This window comes from Chryseobacterium sp. StRB126, assembly GCF_000829375.1.
Lineage (GTDB): Bacteria > Bacteroidota > Bacteroidia > Flavobacteriales > Weeksellaceae > Chryseobacterium.
This window is the reverse complement of sequence record NZ_AP014624.1, coordinates 1,107,935-1,125,648: the sequence shown is the minus strand read 5'-3', so window position 1 is coordinate 1,125,648 and position 17,714 is coordinate 1,107,935. Positions and strand designations below refer to the sequence as shown.

15 protein-coding genes are annotated in these 17,714 nt (G+C 36.2%); 3 read left to right on the top strand and 12 right to left on the bottom strand.

From position 1 onward, the window contains the following. Positions 1 to 5 precede the first annotated feature (5 nt). The 7 genes from CHSO_RS04895 to CHSO_RS04865 form a co-directional block, all read right to left on the bottom strand. On the bottom strand, positions 6 to 1,031 hold the full coding sequence (locus CHSO_RS04895) for a tetratricopeptide repeat protein (protein WP_232509153.1): 1,026 nt from the start codon (positions 1,029 to 1,031) through the stop codon (positions 6 to 8). Continuing rightward, complete coding sequence (locus CHSO_RS04890) at positions 1,018 to 2,712, bottom strand: hypothetical protein (protein WP_045492988.1); 1,695 nt, start codon at positions 2,710 to 2,712, stop codon at positions 1,018 to 1,020. Before CHSO_RS04890 ends, CHSO_RS04895 begins: the two co-directional genes overlap by 14 nt. Beyond that, complete coding sequence (locus CHSO_RS04885) at positions 2,702 to 5,080, bottom strand: hypothetical protein (RefSeq protein ID WP_045492986.1); 2,379 nt, start codon at positions 5,078 to 5,080, stop codon at positions 2,702 to 2,704. Before CHSO_RS04885 ends, CHSO_RS04890 begins: the two co-directional genes overlap by 11 nt. Continuing rightward, the gene (locus CHSO_RS04880) at positions 5,071 to 5,814 is read right to left on the bottom strand and encodes a hypothetical protein (RefSeq protein ID WP_045492984.1); all 744 of its coding nucleotides are present in this window, start codon (positions 5,812 to 5,814) and stop codon (positions 5,071 to 5,073) included. The genes CHSO_RS04885 and CHSO_RS04880 overlap by 10 nt, the downstream gene beginning before the upstream one ends. Next, positions 5,787 to 6,920 carry an AAA family ATPase gene (locus CHSO_RS04875; protein ID WP_045492982.1) on the bottom strand — a complete coding sequence of 378 codons (1,134 nt, stop codon included), beginning with the start codon at positions 6,918 to 6,920 and terminating at the stop codon, positions 5,787 to 5,789. The genes CHSO_RS04880 and CHSO_RS04875 overlap by 28 nt, the downstream gene beginning before the upstream one ends. Next, a complete protein-coding gene (locus CHSO_RS04870; protein WP_232509152.1) occupies positions 6,917 to 7,567 on the bottom strand; it encodes a hypothetical protein in 651 nt (216 codons plus the stop codon). The genes CHSO_RS04875 and CHSO_RS04870 overlap by 4 nt, the downstream gene beginning before the upstream one ends. Positions 7,568 to 7,918: 351 nt before the next feature. Beyond that, positions 7,919 to 8,308, bottom strand: coding sequence for a VOC family protein (locus tag CHSO_RS04865; protein WP_045492981.1), 390 nt, complete (start codon positions 8,306 to 8,308; stop codon positions 7,919 to 7,921). 553 nt (positions 8,309 to 8,861) lie between these two features. On the opposite strand from CHSO_RS04865, the gene deoD reads away from it, so the two are divergent. Continuing rightward, positions 8,862 to 9,572: a purine-nucleoside phosphorylase gene (gene deoD / locus CHSO_RS04860; RefSeq protein WP_045492978.1), complete on the top strand. Its 711-nt coding sequence runs from the start codon at positions 8,862 to 8,864 to the stop codon at positions 9,570 to 9,572. Positions 9,573 to 9,634: 62 nt separating this feature from the next. On the opposite strand, the gene CHSO_RS04855 is transcribed toward deoD, so the two are convergent. From CHSO_RS04855 to CHSO_RS04845, 3 genes are all read right to left on the bottom strand, one after another. Beyond that, on the bottom strand, positions 9,635 to 10,420 hold the full coding sequence (locus tag CHSO_RS04855; RefSeq protein ID WP_045492975.1) for a TatD family hydrolase: 786 nt from the start codon (positions 10,418 to 10,420) through the stop codon (positions 9,635 to 9,637). A gap of 426 nt (positions 10,421 to 10,846) precedes the next feature. After that, positions 10,847 to 11,506: a hypothetical protein gene (locus CHSO_RS04850; RefSeq protein WP_045492970.1), complete on the bottom strand. Its 660-nt coding sequence runs from the start codon at positions 11,504 to 11,506 to the stop codon at positions 10,847 to 10,849. After that, positions 11,496 to 12,215 carry a DUF434 domain-containing protein gene (locus tag CHSO_RS04845; protein ID WP_045492967.1) on the bottom strand — a complete coding sequence of 240 codons (720 nt, stop codon included), beginning with the start codon at positions 12,213 to 12,215 and terminating at the stop codon, positions 11,496 to 11,498. Before CHSO_RS04845 ends, CHSO_RS04850 begins: the two co-directional genes overlap by 11 nt. A 198-nt stretch (positions 12,216 to 12,413) precedes the next feature. Here CHSO_RS04845 and CHSO_RS04840 point away from each other — a divergent pair, with 198 nt between their 5' ends. Further along, complete coding sequence (locus tag CHSO_RS04840) at positions 12,414 to 13,274, top strand: hypothetical protein (protein WP_232509151.1); 861 nt, start codon at positions 12,414 to 12,416, stop codon at positions 13,272 to 13,274. Between the two features lie 118 nt (positions 13,275 to 13,392). Continuing rightward, a complete protein-coding gene (locus CHSO_RS25300) occupies positions 13,393 to 14,250 on the top strand; it encodes a DUF4822 domain-containing protein (protein WP_084220930.1) in 858 nt (285 codons plus the stop codon). Positions 14,251 to 14,428: 178 nt separating this feature from the next. On the opposite strand, the gene CHSO_RS04830 is transcribed toward CHSO_RS25300, so the two are convergent. Then, the gene (locus CHSO_RS04830) at positions 14,429 to 15,475 is read right to left on the bottom strand and encodes an MBL fold metallo-hydrolase (protein WP_045492963.1); all 1,047 of its coding nucleotides are present in this window, start codon (positions 15,473 to 15,475) and stop codon (positions 14,429 to 14,431) included. 12 nt (positions 15,476 to 15,487) lie between these two features. Continuing rightward, on the bottom strand, positions 15,488 to 17,068 hold the full coding sequence (locus CHSO_RS04825) for a Na+/H+ antiporter (protein WP_045492959.1): 1,581 nt from the start codon (positions 17,066 to 17,068) through the stop codon (positions 15,488 to 15,490). Positions 17,069 to 17,714 lie beyond the last annotated feature (646 nt).

Sequence of the window (17,714 nt, the reverse complement as noted above, 5' to 3'; positions counted from 1 at the left end):
AGCCTTTAATTTCTAAACATTTTATTTCTTGCGGTTTTAAATCTTGAAATGTCTTTTAGGATGACATCATCACCAGGATTAAAATGTTTCAGTTCATTGATAATTTCTGAGCGGTTTTCTACTTTTTCAGCAATAATTTCGTAAGCTATTTTCCGTGTAACAGGCTGTAATTTCACATCCTTTTTAAATTCATACTTCATTGCTTCCAGATAGGTCATCTTTTTATAAGCCGGTGTTTTTTCATACATCGTCTGTATTTCTGATTCCAGCTTTTTCACATCAAAGATATTGGCAAAGTAGTTGTTCAGGCAATTGAAGGCGTCTTTATCTTCTTCCCAGCCTTTTAATAATACTTTTTGGCCCTCTTCAGGCTTTTCCATTTTCTTCCGGTATACCAATGAGGCTTTTACCATCTGATTATTGGTGGTATAGTCGTCTGCAACCATCTGATAATAGATATGGGCATTTTTAAGATCATTCATTTGCTTGTAAAGATCCCCTACTTTCTCTTTTTGTTCCATTTCTTTGTACAAGTCAATGGCTTTCTTATACTGCTTTGCTTTTTCGTAACAATGGGCAGCGTCAGATTTACTTTTTAGTTTTTTAAGATATACTGCGGCGGCTTCGTTATAGAATCCACCTTCTTCCAGGGTTTTTGCTCCTCTGTAATAATCCTGAAGCAGATTCATATAGACTTTTGCTGCTTTTTTGTAGTCTTTTTCTTCTATATATTTTTGGGCAAGATCCTCATATTTGCTTCGGATCCGGTCAAATAGTGAATTTTCCAGATAAAAACTACCTCCTCCGGGAGCTCCTCTTTTTGAGTTTTGTACCTTTTGTTCTTTATCTTTTAAAGCAGTGATGACCATAAGAATAATAAAGGCAACAATTAAAAAGATAATCAGGTTTCCGATAACACTCCAAAAGCTTTCATGGAAAAGTTCCGCCGCAATTCCGATCACTTTAAACATGGCCAGCAGTACAAAGGCTGCCATGAATTTGTCTATAAATTTCTGTTTATTCATCATCATCAGAGTTTAAAATGGTTTTATCCTCTCTGAATAAACGGTATAACAATACCATTACCCCGATTGCGAGTATCCATACAAACCAGTTGTAGCCAAACATTTTAACCAAAGGGTAAAACAGATATACCAGCATGGCTACTAAAATTACAATTAGGCAGAATTTAATCCAGGCCGAAATATTATCTCCACCCAGATTTAATGATTTATTTTTAAACAGGAAAGAATATAATCCAACCCCTGCAATCATCAGAATCACCATGTACAAAATATCTGAAACAGGAGTGTCTTTTTTCAATGAGCTATTACCGGATTCTACTCCTTTTACTTTTGAATCTTTGATAGGTGCTGGAGGAGATACATCACCAATATCAATGGTTCCGTATAGTTTTCCTAAAGAGTCTTGCATCAGCACCTGCTTTTTCTTTAAAAGATATTTTACAACATCTCCATTCACCGGCTTTCCTTTGGTGTATTGTTTTAAAGAGTCTGAAATTTTACGCTTCAGTTCTTCACTTTTTTTCTGAATATGTTTTGTTATTTTTTGGGTATATATGATCTTAAGAGAATCTCTGCTTTTCTGTTCTTTACTACTCAGCTTTTGAACATCCTGACTGATTTCATTGACCTCTCTACCGCCTTTCTTTTTATACTCTTTCTTTTCTTTTGCTGTTTTACTTTCCTGCAAGCCTGCATTAAGAAGTTCATTAGACAATCCTTTTCTTGTCTCAAAATATATAGAGTCTATCTTCTGATCGATTTCAGAAACCCCGGAATGAAAAGCAATCATATCTTCAGGAGCTTTTGCTCTGTCTTTTACAATCTTTCCTGAAGAAACAGCATTTTCTTCTTCAAGAGGTTTATCTTTAGAGGGCAAGGCTATTTTTAGCATAATAGCGACTACGATAATGCCCCAGAATATTCTGCGGAAGTTTCTTGTGCCTGCACTTTCTTGTTTACCATTGGCCCCGCCGAATAATCCTTCAAGCCAGGTAAATTTCCCCAATCCATCACCTCTGGAAGTTCCCATAATATCTAATGGTACTCCTAATTCTATGGCTCTTTCAGGATATTTTTCTAAATATTTTAAATATTTTTCAATTTCTTTTTTGTTTCCGGCCATCACTTTTTTCAAGTCAAAAGGCAGGTTTGTCATCCATTCTTCTTCGGTTTGGGGCTTCTGCAATGCTTCGAGCATTTTTTCATCATCCATTTCCACCGTATAGCGTTCTATGGTTTTCGGGATTTTAACACCATTCAAGGGTTTTCTTACCGTTTCTTCAATCTTTCCTGGCTCCTGAATCAATTCGATCCAGTCAATTTGATCCGATAATTTTACCAATCCAAACTCGGGGTGCATGATAAGAAAATCTGAATCTATCATATCCCAATCCTCCGAATTAATCTTTGGATAAAACGTTGTATTTTCCGGAATAAACAATTTGTTATCCACACACTGGAAATAAGCATTTTTTCCAATTTCCTGAGGAGCATGATCGTTGAACACAAGAAAGCACCCATACAGTACATTGGGACTATTGGCCGGAACTGCATAAGATTTTACCTGAGTAAGACTGATTCCTAAAGTTTCCATTTCCTGAAGCCATACCACAGGGGAAGCCCCTTTTATTAAAAGTCCTTTTTTAGGGTATCTATTTTTCGGGAAAGGTTTTATTCTAAGCTCCATAATCCAAAATCTGCTCTATAAACAACTTTAAATATTGATCGTACATTTCTTCCATGGTTCTCACTTTTAATAAAGTCTGTTCCGGAAGATAATATTCTGACCCACCAAATTCTGTATGAGTAGCCAAAGCAAGGAAACCATACGTTGTAGTGGGCATATAAAACTCCTCAATTCCTTTGTTACTGCTTCTGAATGTAAGTATTCCACGCGAATCTGCAATGATTTCGCTTCCGTCAGGAAAAGTATATTTATTTTTATTTTGTTCTGCAAAAATCTTGATGTCAAATCTGTTTTTGTAAAGGTTCAGGGTGTTTTCATACACACTGCTTATTTCACTCCCTGAAAAAACAAGATTATGATGAACATTGATCCCTACTTTATTAAAATTCCCTATGATTTTTAAGCCACTTCGGTCCAGTTTAGCTACTTCGGCATTCACTTTTGCAGTATTCTTATCAATATCATTGTATTTATTATCAAAAGGCTCTACAGAAGTATTCCCTTCAATATTTATTTTATATAACAGCGGATTTTCGAACTGATGAAGATAGAAACTTTTTCCAAAGTAGATCAGTTCATAGGTTTCCGGAATATTCAATCCGATAATATTCTGCTCAGAATATTCTCTTGTATTCAGATTAAGCTTTGATACTAATTTTTTGGCCGGCTGATATTGGCAGAGAATAAAATGCTGCTGCTTATTTTTTGCGAGGGCAAACTGTCCGGTTGGCTTTACAGAAATACCATCAATCATCACTTCACAGCCATGATAGGTTTTATAGTAATCATAAGAATGCCGGTCGTAATAATTGTCGGAAAGATAAGTTTTCAACAATTGTTTTTTTGAACTCAGGATAAAGAATTCGCCTTCATATAAAAACTTTGCAATTTGATTAACAGGCGTTGGAAACAGGATAGGATAATTCAACGGAAGATCTGTTCTCTTTCCATTTGGATTACTTTCTGCAATTTTTTGCTGTGGCGGATTGGCCCATAACTCCTGAAGAGGAAGCTTTATTTTTTGGATATGCTTTCTTGCTCCTTGATGATGTTTATAAAAATTAATTTCTCCATCTGAAGTAGTGGCAACCAAAAACTTAAGTCGATCTCTATTTTGATGAATGACTCTCTGAACCTTTTCGTCTTCAAGATTTTCCTGATGAGTTATGAAAAATATTTCGATATCTTTTTGAGGATAATCTTCATTAAAAAACTTTTCCAACGCTTCTGAAACTTCCAGCACCGGGCTGACCTGGTTGAGATTTTCAATTATAGTTTCTACATTATTCAAAGAAATAGGAACAGCAGCCTGTCCCAAAGTTAACACTTTACATTCTGAGTGGGCTTTCGGATGTTTAATTACAGCAATGGCGGATGCAAAGGCTAGTACTTTTGGGGTTCCCCAGTTTCTAAGGGAAGTATCAATAAGAATAATTCTTTCAAAGATATTTTCTTCAGGCGGTATTTCTCTTTGAATGTATAAGGTTTCATTATTGGCCAAACGGTTCATGAATACATCATCTTCATTCGCAAATTCTGACAAAAGCATTCTATGAAAGTCTCCTTTATTGGTCATATCGGAAATCCCCCCAATAGGCTGTTCACCGGGAGAAAGATGGTGCATCGGAATTTTAAGTCCGCTCCAGATTCTTTTGATAAGGCTACCTACCAGAAATGTCTTGGGCTCTTCAATTAATTCCCTGATAAAATCCTTATCTGTGTCTGTAGTGGTTTCTTCCTGTACCACTTCATCATCCAGTTCGGGTTCTTCAATTAACCCTTTCATGTCATCAATGATGGATTGTGTGGTTGGAAATCTGTCATTAAGATCCAATGCTTTTAAATCTCTGTTTAAAGCATTTAGATTAGCAGGTTGTTTTTCTGCACAGACAGAAATTTCGTGCGTTCTTTTATAGTAAATTCTCAGATTGAATTCAGAAGTAACAGGAGATATTCTGTTAGGGCTGTCTTTAAATAAAGTCTGGAGCAGTACTATTTTGTTCTGCTTTTGTTTATAAACTTTAGGAAGTGTTTTTATTTTTTCGAGAAATTCAATTTCTTTTTCTGCATTGAACTCAAAGTTATCAACACTGTAAAGTGTTGTAGTATGTCTTAAAGGAGTGGCAAAATCCGTATACCCTTCCTGCATCGCATATAAAACCATCAGTAAAGCCCCGAATGAGGGCCATCCCTGTGGCTGAAGTTCTTTAAGGATTTCCATAATGTATGGCCTATAAGCAATGGCCCCCACTCCAGGGATGGAGAGGAGGTTGTTATCGTTATATCCGGAATCTCCGGGAACATCTTCATCGGTTTTCCATTCCCAGAAATAATTTTCATAGGACTGGAGATATACCTTTAATTCCATTCTCTTGATTTTTCAGTAAGGCGGAACGAGCTTACGGATAATGGTCGGAAATCTTCTTTCTTTATGGCAAGATAATTTCCATTTTCATCCCATAAAAGCCATCCGTCTGACTCTTTATTATATTTCTGCTGTAGGAAGGTACTCAAATTTTTAAACTCAAAATTTAAACCGGATGGTACAAGATGTCCGTCTTTTGTCCAATAGGTTTTTCCCGGCAGACTCAGTAACGGAGTTCCTAAAAAAAGCACTTTGTCTCCTATCACAGTCCATTCTATCTTTTCCAGTCTGAATTTTGGTAATGCCGCAATACTCACTTTGATATCTTCAATTTTGCTTATCAGAGCAATCACCGAATGTTCTTCATCACTTTCCTTTAGCCTGACCGAAACTTTTTCACTAATTCCAAAATAGTTTTGATTGGAAGCTGGAAAAGTAAGACGTAACGCTTTATCAATCGGCACCCAAAGCAATGCTGTTCTCATTTTTTTACTGGGAACCAGCGCCTCTTTTTTAAATAAAAGGCCATCACGAAGTTCATACAGTAAGAAATTAGGCAACTGATGAAGTTCAGATGCTGAAGCCTGTTCATCTGTAAAGCCTTTGAGCCATATGGTTTCATCATCCGTTGCAATATGAACATTCTTCCAGTCCCGGATAGAGCCCAGATAATCTTCATCGCTACGGGGAATTTCTGCCCAGAATTCTTTTATATTGTCTGAAGAATTTTCTGCCATAAGCTTTCAATTTCCTGTTGAATGTATTGTTTTTGTTCAAAATTTCTGATCCAGTCGCAACGTGTCTGCAGGTATCTTAATTTATCTTTGATTACGTTTTGTTCCTCAAAGCTTAGCTGCCCCTGATTCCATTTATCCATAAGGATTTTTACATCCTTCATCACTTCTTCCGGATTGGGAGTTTTATTCTGCATGGCTTGTGGATGAGAATTCGGGTGATCGTCTTTTTCAATGGTTCGGTTAATGATTCCTTCCAGAATTTCAATCTGTTCTTCTGTGTCCCAGATATGTTTTAAAACCCAAAGGTCTGAAAGAACAGCTTCATTTCTTCCACAAATCAGAGCACTTGCAGCGATGAGATTCTGAAGTTTCACAGCTCTACGATCCGAAATGGCAATTCCTGTATTTCGCAGACTCATGATGGTATTCAGATAGACTTCGTATATAGGTTTTAAATCTATTGTTTTACACAGGTTCTGCAATTCTCTGATCTCATGGGCATGAATTTCCGGAACTTCTGTTTCTTCTTCATTTTCCAGCTTTCTTCCTGCTAAAAGTACTTGTTGTAAGAGTTCAGGATTCACATAATCCACATTGATTCTTACCAGAAAACGGTCGAATAATGCATTCAGGGCTTCATCTTCAGGAAGAACATTACTTGCTCCCACGAACATTAACGCAGGTAAATGCTTTGTTTCTTTTCCTCTTTTGAAGATCTTTTCGTTAAGAGCCATCAAAAGGGAATTCAAAATAGCGGAATTGGCATTGAAGATCTCATCCAGAAAAACCATAGAAGCTTCCGGCATCATTCCTTCCGTATTGGTCAAAAGTTCTCCTTCTTTTAATTTTCTGATATCAAAAGGCCCAAATATTTCATTCGGTTCTGTAAAACGGGTTAAAAGGTATTCGAAATTCTTCCCGTCTTTTACAGTCTTAGCTAAAGTTCTGACAATGGCCGACTTTGCAGTTCCGGGAGGACCGTATAAAAAGGCATTCTCTCTTGCCAGAAGACAGATTCCCAGCAAATCTACGACATCATTCTTACCTACAAAAGTATCTTTTACATAGTTAAGAACCGTATTGAGTGTTTTGATATTCTGCATCATTGATTTTCTTCAGTTATTATTTTTAATTCTCTCCAGAATGCTTCTTTGTGCATTCCAAATTCTGCGATAAGTAATATATTGATGAACGGAATTTCCGCCAGTTTATAGTCTTTCTTTTCAACAATTCTTTCAAGATATAATTTCCGGTAAGTTTTGTCTTTCAACTCGTCTTCCCAGTTCACATTGCTCAGATCAAGATCATATCCTATTCCGGAATAATGAAATTCTGTGAGAATAGCTTCAAGCATTTTAATGAGTGAATCTTCGGGGTCTACTGAATTGAGAGCCATGATAACTTCTGGCAGAAATCTTAAACATAAGTCGGCGGACAAAATAGAAGAAACGTCTCTTGTTCCTTTAAATTTCGGAATGAGATTTTCCAAATTATCCGCAGTACTTTCTCTTACCAAATATAATTGAGCACTATGGTACAGTACTTTTGCTGCCCAAACAGCTGTTGTTGTATTACAGGTTAGCTGATCGGATAGAAATTCAAGTCTTTCTTTTTCAAACTCTGCTTCAAAATACACTTCTGCTTCCTGCTCTTCTTTTGTGGAAATAGTCTGGATATTGGAAAACAGTGTGATGCATTCATTCTTCCTAAGCAGAAAGATTGTATCTAAAAATGGTGATTTGGGTTCCATCATCTAACAAAAATAGAATTATTTCGTCGAGAATAAAATTTTTAGGAATAGGATTGATATTAAATTATAGTACTGATAAAAAAATGTGGTTTTATTGGCCACGAATGCACTAATTTTACTTTGGAAGGATTGTGAAAAATGTTTTTATGTTGGAAGACGCTAAGACGCTAAGACACTAAGACACTAATTTTCTTTCCTTTCTACATGTTTTTAAGGCGCTAGGATTTTATCTGCAATAAAATTATATGCTGCTAAAATTACTAATAAAAAGCCACTAATGCATGAATAAAATAATTCGCGCATAGTGGCAAAAAAAGAGATTGCTTCGTCGCTGGCGCTCCTCGCAATGACGAATTAGGCTACTATTTCAATGATGTTGTTTTCCGGATCGAGGATAACGCTTTCATAATACCCATCACCGGTTGTTCTGGGTTCAGCGGCAATGGTATAGCCATCTTTTCTTAAGATTTCTGTAAGTTCATTTACTTTTTCCTTACTTCCTGTGGAGAAGGCAAAATGAATGATCCCGAACTGTTGGGATTCGTAGGAATTTCCACTTTCTGAAATATCTGGTCGGGTCATGATTTCAAGGCGGCAACCATTCTCGAAGCTGAGAAAATAAGATTGAAAATCTTTGATCGGATTCTCATATTTTTCATTGGAAACAGCTCCAAAGTATTTCTGGTAAAATGCTCTGGTTTTCTCAAGATCTTTTACCCAAAAAGCAATATGTTCTATTTTCATCTTTTAAAAATTTAATATAAGTAACGCTGCAAAAATAGCCTGGATAACGATGGCATATCCGCTCTCTGTTATTCTATCTTTGTTCTGTATTTACCTGTTTTATTTTTCATCTTGCCAAGGAGTTTTTTTGAGACAGACTAAAAAACAAAGATCTTAAGCCTCGGGGTAGACAGCAATAAACAAAATACTTATATAACCCGAGTTCGGGATCATAAAATTAAGGATAATAGGCTGGAAGCTGGAAGAGTGAGGCTGGAAGTTACTCTCGGAGCTACAATTTCTGACGTTGCCGTAAAATTTGATGAAGTAGTCTTTAAAGGAATAATACATTACAGGGTTGTAAGTGTTTTTTTAAACTCAACTCACTTCCCTCTCCCAGCTCAAGGCTTCCTTCCTTACTTCCTTCCTAAAAACAGAAATGTCTTATCCCGAACTCAGGTTATATACAATTATTTACCTATTACATTCTTATAAATTGGCTTCTTCATTTTACTTTTTACAATGATGCGATCAATATAAAAGTTATTATCTTTGTGCCATTCAAAATAAAATTATGAGTATTCACATCAGTGCAAAAAAAGGAGAAATTGCTAAAGTAGTATTGCAGCCGGGGGATCCGCTTCGTGCACAGTATATTGCTGAAAATTATTTAGAAAATGCAAAACTGGTAAGCAAAACCAGAGGTATCCTTTATTATACAGGTCTTTACAAAGGTAAGGAAATCACTGTAGGAGCCAGCGGAATGGGATTCCCAAGTATCGGGATCTATTCTTTTGAGTTATATACAGAATATGAAGTAGATACAATCATCAGAATCGGAACATGCGGGGCTTACAATACAGACCTTAAGCTTTTTGATATTTTAAATATTGAAAATGCCGCCAGCGAAAGTACATATGCTAAATATGCATGGGGAATTGAAGAAGACATTCTTTCTCACCAGGGAAATATCTTCAATACGATCAATGAAACTGCTAAAGAATTATCTATAGATGCTAAAGCGATTAATATCCACAGCAGTGATATTTTCTACAGAAAAGATCCTAACACTCCTGAAATTGCAACAAGATATAACTGTCCTGCGGTAGAAATGGAAGCTTTCGGATTGTTTGCAAATGCTAAGCACTTAGGTAAAAATGCAGCTACGATTCTAACGGTAACTGACATTATCCCAACTCATGAAAAAATTTCTGCTGACGAAAGAGAAACTGCTTTGAAGCCAATGATGGAATTGGCATTAGAGTCTGCTATCAAGAGTTTATAAGAAAAGGTCTAACCTTTCAACACTATAAAAAAAGAGCTTTACTGAATCAGTAGAGCTCTTTTTTATAGTCTGAAAAATTTTCTGGCAGTTTCTGTAGTTTCGTCTGCAATTTCGGAAATACTGACCTTCTTCAAATGGGCAATCGTCTGTGCTACATACGGCAGAAAGGAAGGTTCATTTCGTCTATTCTGCATTCTCGGCATATTCTTCGGAAGCATGAAGGGAGCGTCTGTTTCAATCATTATTCTGTCCAGAGGGGCATATCGGATCACTTCTTCTAAATGTTTGAATCTTTTTTCATCGCTGACGGCTCCGGTAAAGCCCAGATAAAATCCTTTGTCCAGATATATTTTTGCTTCGTCTAATGTTCCAGTAAAGCAATGTACAACGGCTTCCGGCAGTTTGGAAAGATAATCATCCGTTATTTCATTAAACCTTTTAAAAGCAGATCTTTCATGGAGAAAAAGAGGTTTATTCACTTCTATTGCTAATTCCAGCTGAGCTTTATAGCATTTTTCCTGAGCAGGTCTTGGTGAAAAATCACGATCAAAATCCAATCCGCATTCTCCTACTGAAATAACATGATCCTGCTTCAATAATTTTCTAAGCTCATTAATACTTTCATGATTAAAAGATTTTGCATCATGAGGATGAATTCCCGCTGTTGAAAATAGAACATCAGGATAATCTTCTGCTATTGCTGCCGATTCTTTGCTTCCGCGGATACTTGTTCCCGTGAGGATCATATAATCTACTCCATTATCCAGAGCGCGATTAATGACTTCTTCGTGTTCATTATAGAACTGTTTATTGGTCAGGTTAATGCCAATATCAATGTATGTGTTCATTTGTTTTAAATTGTTGTGTTATTTAAGAGGCTGGAAGATGGGGGTTATGAAGGTCATAAAGAATAGCTACCAATTTTTTATTGTTTTTAATATTCCTTTTATTGTGTTATTGTGTGCTTTCAGTAATAATATAACTAAAAGTAACTTCCAGCCTCATTCTTCCAGCTTCCAGCCTTTTATTTGAATTTAGTTATTTATTTTCAGGAGCGGCAATTTCCTTGTTTTGTCTGGTTTACATTTTTTTGTCAAAATTATTTATAGTAAACGCAATCTTTTTGTGTAGTAAAGAAATATTGATTAATTGGACTGAAAAATGGTCAGAGAGTTCAATCTTATTTTTTCTTTTTTAAAACAGTTTAAAAATGACCTCTAGAAGTTACAAGACAAAGAGTAGCTTCCAGCCTCCTTCTTCCTGCTTCCAGCCTTTTATTCATTGATAAATTTTTCCAGAAAACCTATCAATTTGGTTCCACCGTGGCTCCATCGGATACCATGGCCTTCTTTTTCTCTGACTTCAAAAACAAGTTCATGTTTATAATGAAAGAAAACATTCCACCAGGTTTTATTTTCAAGAATATACTGAATTTTCTGCATCACTTTTTCCTGTTTCTGTTGGTTATTTCCTTTCACTTCACCCCAGAAATCATCATCATTCATTCTTCCGGTATGTTTTTCCCAAGCACGTTGAGCAATGGTAATTTCTTCGTTAAATGGCTCCTGACAAGCTTCTATCAACACTGAGTTCAGTGGTGGAACAGCGTTTTCATCACGGATACTGGCAGAAGTCAGTCTTTGTCCTAAAACAATCAACCAATTTTCAAATGGAATGGATACCAACTGCTTTGCTTTAACCTCAGCATCAGCATCATTGCTATTAAAAATATTGATAAATTGATTAAAAACTTCTTCCCTATTAATCTTAATTTCTTCATTGAAATAAGGAAGACTCCACACCAAAGTTTTATCCTGAAATTTTTGAATATTCTGTGACAGGTTTTTGAGATGTTCTTCGGTTAAAATAGCGTTATATTTTTCCTTCCAATCATTTGAGATCAAAGGAATATACTGTTCAAACTTATTCTTCATCACATTGTATCATATTAACGAAGAGATTTTCTTCTTTGATGAGGTAGCCAATAAGATTGAACCATTCTTTGCAATGATCCAGAATCCAGGCATCTGAAGAAATAATAACGTCTGAACTTTCTGTGAGAAACTTATCCGGACTGAATTGTAATTCAACATCCCAATTCAGTTGATTTTCAATAGCAAAATCAAGAATAATCTGCTTAATTCTTCCACTATTGGAAACCGGCTGGTCAAAAATCCAGATTAATTTCTGAGCCTGAGATTTTTTAGAAAATATAGCAACAAGTTCTATGGCTCTCTGGGTTTGGTTCACCCTCTTATACGTTCCGTGAACACCGGAAAGATCCCGTAGACAGCCATCAACTCCTTCAAAAATATAGGCCTCTGACAACAGGCTTTCCAACAAGATCAACACATTGAAGCCATCAAGATAAATGGTTCTATTTTTCAAAGCTGAAATATCCTGTTGTTTCAATTTTCGGTCATGAATTTGCTCCTCAGATGCAGAAGCTCCTCGCAACACTTGTATCTGTCGTGTTTTCAATCTGTATCTGTTTCCGACAAGATCAGAGGCTGCTTTTTCTGCATATCCTCTTGTGAGTAAATACTGCATATCCTGAACAGCAAGTTTTAGCTTACCGATCTGTTTTTCTGAACCGAACAGGGTGTCATCGCCTGTATTTTTTCCGCGGTTTCTGTTATTCATACTCAAAAATAGAATTTTTTGAATATAAAGTGCTCGCAGATTATACAGATCACGCAGATTTTTCCACCATCATCTGTAAGAATCTGTGAAATCTGCGGAAAATAAAATATAGTTTTCTGAAAGCTTCAGCTTTAAAATTTGGCAGATAATTGTCTGTACAAACGGTTTATTGTACTTTTAAGGAAAATGCATCATATCATGAAAATACCTAATCAGCTTTCCTTTATTATACTGCTCTTCTTTTTCTGTTTTTCCTTTCAAAGTTGTGAAAGCAAAGGAAAAGAAAAAATTGGAAATATTTTTGGAACGAAAAAGGAAACAGAAAAGCTGAAAAATGTGGATATCTTTGATAAAAACACGCAAACGATCCATGTATTGGTTGCTTTATGTGATAATAAATACCAGGGCATTGTTCCGGTTCCTGAAAAAATAGAAAATGGTCAGGATCCTGATCAGAATTTGTATTGGGGAGCAGGTTATGGAGTCAGAACTTATTTCAAAAAGAGTAAAGACTGGAAATTTTTAAAGTCTGAAAAAAAGGATTCAATAAGAATGGAAAGGCTTATTTTCCAGCATACTTCAAAGAAAAACTATTATTTGGTTGCCGATGCCTATGATGGTGAGTATATTAAAAATTGCACAAAAGATTTTTTCTACAGCAGTTCAGGGCAGATGAAAGATGTACTTTCCGTTAATAGCACCAAAATTGGACTTTACGGAAATGCTAAGCTTCTTTCTTACATAGGACATGATGGATTAATGGATTTCCAGCTTTCAGAATCTTTTAAAAATAGGGATGGGCAAACAAGGGATTGTATCATTTTAGCCTGCTACAGTAAAAAATTCTTTTCCCCTTTATTACAAGAAACAAAAGCCAATCCTTTGGTATGGACAAGCCATCTGATGGCTCCCGAAGCTTATATTCTTCATGATGCTTTAACAGGATATATTAATCATGAAACTGGAGAACAGATCAGAAGCCGTGCAGCATTAGCTTATTCAAAATACCAGAAATGCAGTGTAAAAGCAGCTAAAAATATTTTGGTAACAGGCTGGTAGTATTATATTATTCAATTCAAAAGGACTTCGGTTATATTTTTTACAACAAAAGAGATATTTTATACAACACTTTTAAGGTGTATTAGGGATAAGTTTGCAAAGACTTAAAATTACCCTTATGAATACACTGAAAAAATTATGTTATCTGTCTGCGGCGATTCTTCTATCTGCCCCTTTCGTTTCATGTTCCAGCGATGACAACGAAATTGTTATTGAACAACAGACTCCCTCACAGGTTCTGGCTTCTACTCCATGGGAAACTACGGGAGCTAAAGATAAAAACGGTGCTAATGTAGCCTTAACTGATGCTAACGTAGCCGGATATGTAGGTTTTGCTTATTTTAAAGCAGACGGAAATTTTGCTATTTACAACTTAACTGATGTGTTGAGATCAAGAGGAACATGGTCTGTAGATGCTCAGGGAAAAACGAGAACTATTGCAGCTTTAAACCCGGATGGAACAACCATTTTCAAACGTGATGTTGAAATTCTTGTACTAAACAGAAATCAATTCACGTACAGAATTCGTCCTAATGCTGCTGATCAATCTGTTTATTATGATATTATCCATACGAGAACTGCTCATGCGGAACCTAAAAACGGACAACTTACCTTAGCTTCTACTCCATGGAAAACTACAGGAGCCAAAAATAATAGTGGTAGTGATGTGGCTTTAGATAATGCGAGTGTAGCAGGTTATGTAGGATATTCTTACTTCAAAGCTAACGGAACTTTTAAAATCTTCGGATTAAACGATGTACTAAGATCTCAGGGAACATGGACTATTTCTCCTGATGGAAAGACCAGAACTTTGGTTGCTTTAGATGCTAATGGTAATGTACTTTTTACCCGTACTGTAGAGATTCTTGTACTGAACGAAACTACGTTTACTTACAGAATTACTCCTGATACCACCCAGCCGTCTGTATTTTACGATATTATTCATACTAAGGATTCTCACAAAGAGCCTCAGTAGTGATTATTATTTTTATAAGGAAAAACCTGTCCATTATGGGCAGGTTTTTAATTTTATTGGTTCATCCTGAAAATTGCAGAAAGAGAGATTCTTCATTCAGAATGACAACTCTTTTTATTTACATCATGACAGTTTTCCTTTATTTATGTTTGGAAGGATATGAAAATTATGTTAATTCTTACCAATATTCTTCCCACCATTTTTTCCAAATCACATTTCCTAACTGATCCAGATCTACTTTTTCACCTATAACAGGTAAAGTAATGGGTTGGTTATTATCTTCTGCATTTTTAGCGGCCAATTCTACGGGCTCAAACCATGCATGCTGAGAAAGTTTAAATTTTGAATGATGCACAGGGATAAAGTTTCTTGCTTTTAATTCCTGTATTTCTCCGATAAGCTGATCCGGTAATGTATGAATGTAGGGCCATTTTTCGTTGTACTGGCCGCATTCCATAACAGCAAGGTCAAACGGACCATATTTATTACCTATTTCTGTAAAATGATCTCCATAACCGCTATCCCCTCCTAAAAATAGGTTTTTGGTAGGTGTTTTCAGTACAAAGGAGGTCCACAATGAAATATTTCGGTTCAGCAGCCTTCCGGAGAAATGTCTTGCCGGTGTAAGGGTAATTCTAAAACCTTCTGCAATATCAATACTTTCCCACCAGTTTTTTTCAATGATTTTTTCTGGTTTCCAACCCCAGTATTCGAAGTGCTGTCCTGTTCCCAGTCCACAAATTACTTTTCCTACTCTATTTTTTAATTCCTGTATGGTTTTATAATCCAGATGATCCCAATGGTCGTGTGAAATCAACAGAAAGTCTATATCCGGCATATGTTCCGGCTTATAGTAGTCTGCTCCCGGAAATGCTTTTATAGATCCTGGCATTGGTGATGCATTCCCACTGAAAACAGGATCTATCAGGAATTTTTTGCCATCAACCTGTATAAAATATGAGCTATGCCCAAACCATATCAGCACGTTTTCTTCCAGAGGAAGTTTTTTCAAATCGGTGATTACAAATGGAAGAGCAGTTCTGGGAGAGGTATGCTCAACTTTGCATAGACTTCCCAAAAGGGCTTTGGTCATACTTTCGCCTTCTAATAAGGCTGGTGTGATGAGGATATTCTGAAATTTCCCATTGGCATAATTGGGAAGTGTGCTGAAGTATTCCTTTCTTTTTTCATCAGGAAACTGCCCGAGCTGTTTTACTAAATTCATTTCCTTATTTTTTTACATTCTCAGCCTCTCTTCTTCAAGATCCAGCCTTGTTAAATAATGTCTTATATATTCTTCGTCCATATTCAAATTTTTTCTGTTTTCTTCTCTAAGCCAGATGCGCTGCTGTTCCAGCGTTTCAAAATAAATTTCTTTGGCTTCATCAGACAGTTTATGGACAGAACTTTCTTTGTCTTCCTGCTCCCAACGATCCATCAGCCTGTTGAAATATTCATTTTCGTTTCTTCTTTCTTTATAATTTTCGTTGAGATATTTTAAGGCAACACGACGCATTTCTTTCCTTAGGAAATGTTCTGATTCTTCTTCAGACAAGTACCCTCTTCCAATATCAGACAGATTGAGTTTTTTAATTAAAGCCGGCAAGGTAAGTCCCTGAATAATAAGGGTGGCTAAAATCACAATAAAGGTAATAAAGAGAATGAGATCACGATGGGGAAAAGGCTGCCCGTTTTCCATTACGACAGGAATTGATAAAGCTGCGGCCAGTGAAACTACTCCGCGCATTCCTGTCCAGCTCATGAGTATTGGTGCTTTCATTCCCGGATCTCTATCGGCTACATTAATGAAGTTCCGCATAATTAAGGTTACAAAAACAGCTCCAAAAGAGGATAAGAAACGGACGATAATCAAAACTGCTGTAATGAGTAATCCATAAGTAATCGCATCTGTAAGGCTTATACCTTCTTTATGCAAACCTACCATAATCTCCGGTAGATCTAATCCGATCAATAGAAACACAATTCCGTTAATCAGAAATACAAAGCTTTCCCATACATTGGAGCCTTTAAGCCTTGATTCTGAGGTTCGGAAAATTTCATGTCTTCTGATGGAAAGAAATAATCCACCGCTTACCACCGCCAAAACACCGGATGAATGAACTTCCTCCGCAGCAATATACATCACATAAGGAGCTACCAGACTGAGTATAGCATCCATATTGACATCTGTGGGAAATATTTTTTCAATTTTGAGAAATATAAACGCCAGTACCAGACCTATTCCCAATCCTCCGAATACCATCCATCCAAAACTTACCACTGCATCCTGCCATATAAATTGTCCGGTAGCTACGGCCACCATGGCAAACCTAAAGATAATTAGTGAAGAAGCATCATTAAACAGGCTCTCGCCCTCTAAAACGGTAGATAAATTTTTAGGAACTTTTACAAATTTTAAAATAGCTCCCGCACTCACTGCATCCGGCGGAGAGACAATTCCTCCCAGCACAAAGCCTAATGCTAATGAAAACCCGGGAATATATGAATTGGCCACAAAAGCTACCGATATAGCTGTAAGAAAAACTACAATAAAAGCAAAACTGGTGATGATCCGCCTCAACTTCCAGATTTCCTTCCATGAAACGGCAAAAGCAGCTTCGTATAATAATGGGGGTAAAAAAATGATAAAGATAAGTTCAGGATCAATTTTTAAGGGGGGTAAACCAGGAATAAAGCTAATAAGCAGGCCAGCAATCACCAATATAATGGGATAAGCTACTTTTAATCGATTGGCCAGCATTATCGCTCCAATAATTACCAGAACCAACCCCAGATAATAAATAAAATTTTCCACCATTTGTTTCTCAATTAATTTTTAAACCAATTTATATATTTTTTGATAAATATGATTGTTTTTTATCTGGTTTTCAAACTTAACCGAAAAATATCTATAAGGATTTTTTTTAGGAATTTTTCATTTTTAAATTATCAACTCTTGTGATTTGATTCCAAAATATAAAAGGCTGTCTCAAAAGTATCATTCTGAGTACAGACTTACAAATCTGCAAACACACCCTCTTCATTGCCAGATTATTGAAGATTCTTCACTGTTCTCAGAATGACAAAAGTCTATTTTAAATTTTTGAGACAACCTATTTCAATCAAGTTTTGAAGACATATGGTTGACTCCTTCAATCATAAAACTCCTACTGTGACAGTCCTTTCTATAATATGTTTTATATATCTTTTCCCGTCCAACATAAATTTTTCGGAATGAGTACTGAATTCTTCATATACCAATGGATCTGTTCTCCCATCTGGTCTGAAGCGGGCACATAGCTATAGCCCAAACAGGATAATACAATATAGCAATGACAACAAATATTTTTACACTCCCGGAGACTAAAAAGAGAAACACAGCAAGTATTATAACCATAACCAGCAACACTCCTCCTCCTAAAATATTAATCAGCCATGTAACTGTCGGCTAGATTTGGTAGCTA

Bases quoted from the DNA above. Each gene is read 5' to 3' on its own strand.
- CHSO_RS04875 (WP_045492982.1), bottom strand. From the start codon at position 6,920: ATGATGCAGAATATCAAAACACTCAATACGGTTCTTAACTATGTAAAA.
- CHSO_RS04895 (WP_232509153.1), bottom strand. From the start codon at position 1,031: ATGATGATGAATAAACAGAAATTTATAGACAAATTCATGGCAGCCTTT.
- CHSO_RS04890 (WP_045492988.1), bottom strand. From the start codon at position 2,712: ATGGAGCTTAGAATAAAACCTTTCCCGAAAAATAGATACCCTAAAAAA.
- CHSO_RS04865 (WP_045492981.1), bottom strand. From the start codon at position 8,308: ATGAAAATAGAACATATTGCTTTTTGGGTAAAAGATCTTGAGAAAACC.
- CHSO_RS04830 (WP_045492963.1), bottom strand. From the start codon at position 15,475: ATGAATTTAGTAAAACAGCTCGGGCAGTTTCCTGATGAAAAAAGAAAG.
- CHSO_RS04870 (WP_232509152.1), bottom strand. From the start codon at position 7,567: ATGATGGAACCCAAATCACCATTTTTAGATACAATCTTTCTGCTTAGG.
- CHSO_RS04885 (WP_045492986.1), bottom strand. From the start codon at position 5,080: ATGGAATTAAAGGTATATCTCCAGTCCTATGAAAATTATTTCTGGGAA.
- CHSO_RS25300 (WP_084220930.1), top strand. From the start codon at position 13,393: ATGAATACACTGAAAAAATTATGTTATCTGTCTGCGGCGATTCTTCTA.
- CHSO_RS04840 (WP_232509151.1), top strand. From the start codon at position 12,414: ATGAAAATACCTAATCAGCTTTCCTTTATTATACTGCTCTTCTTTTTC.
- CHSO_RS04855 (WP_045492975.1), bottom strand. From the start codon at position 10,420: ATGAACACATACATTGATATTGGCATTAACCTGACCAATAAACAGTTC.
- CHSO_RS04880 (WP_045492984.1), bottom strand. From the start codon at position 5,814: ATGGCAGAAAATTCTTCAGACAATATAAAAGAATTCTGGGCAGAAATT.
- CHSO_RS04845 (WP_045492967.1), bottom strand. From the start codon at position 12,215: ATGAATAACAGAAACCGCGGAAAAAATACAGGCGATGACACCCTGTTC.
- deoD (WP_045492978.1), top strand. From the start codon at position 8,862: ATGAGTATTCACATCAGTGCAAAAAAAGGAGAAATTGCTAAAGTAGTA.
- CHSO_RS04825 (WP_045492959.1), bottom strand. From the start codon at position 17,068: ATGGTGGAAAATTTTATTTATTATCTGGGGTTGGTTCTGGTAATTATT.
- CHSO_RS04850 (WP_045492970.1), bottom strand. From the start codon at position 11,506: ATGAAGAATAAGTTTGAACAGTATATTCCTTTGATCTCAAATGATTGG.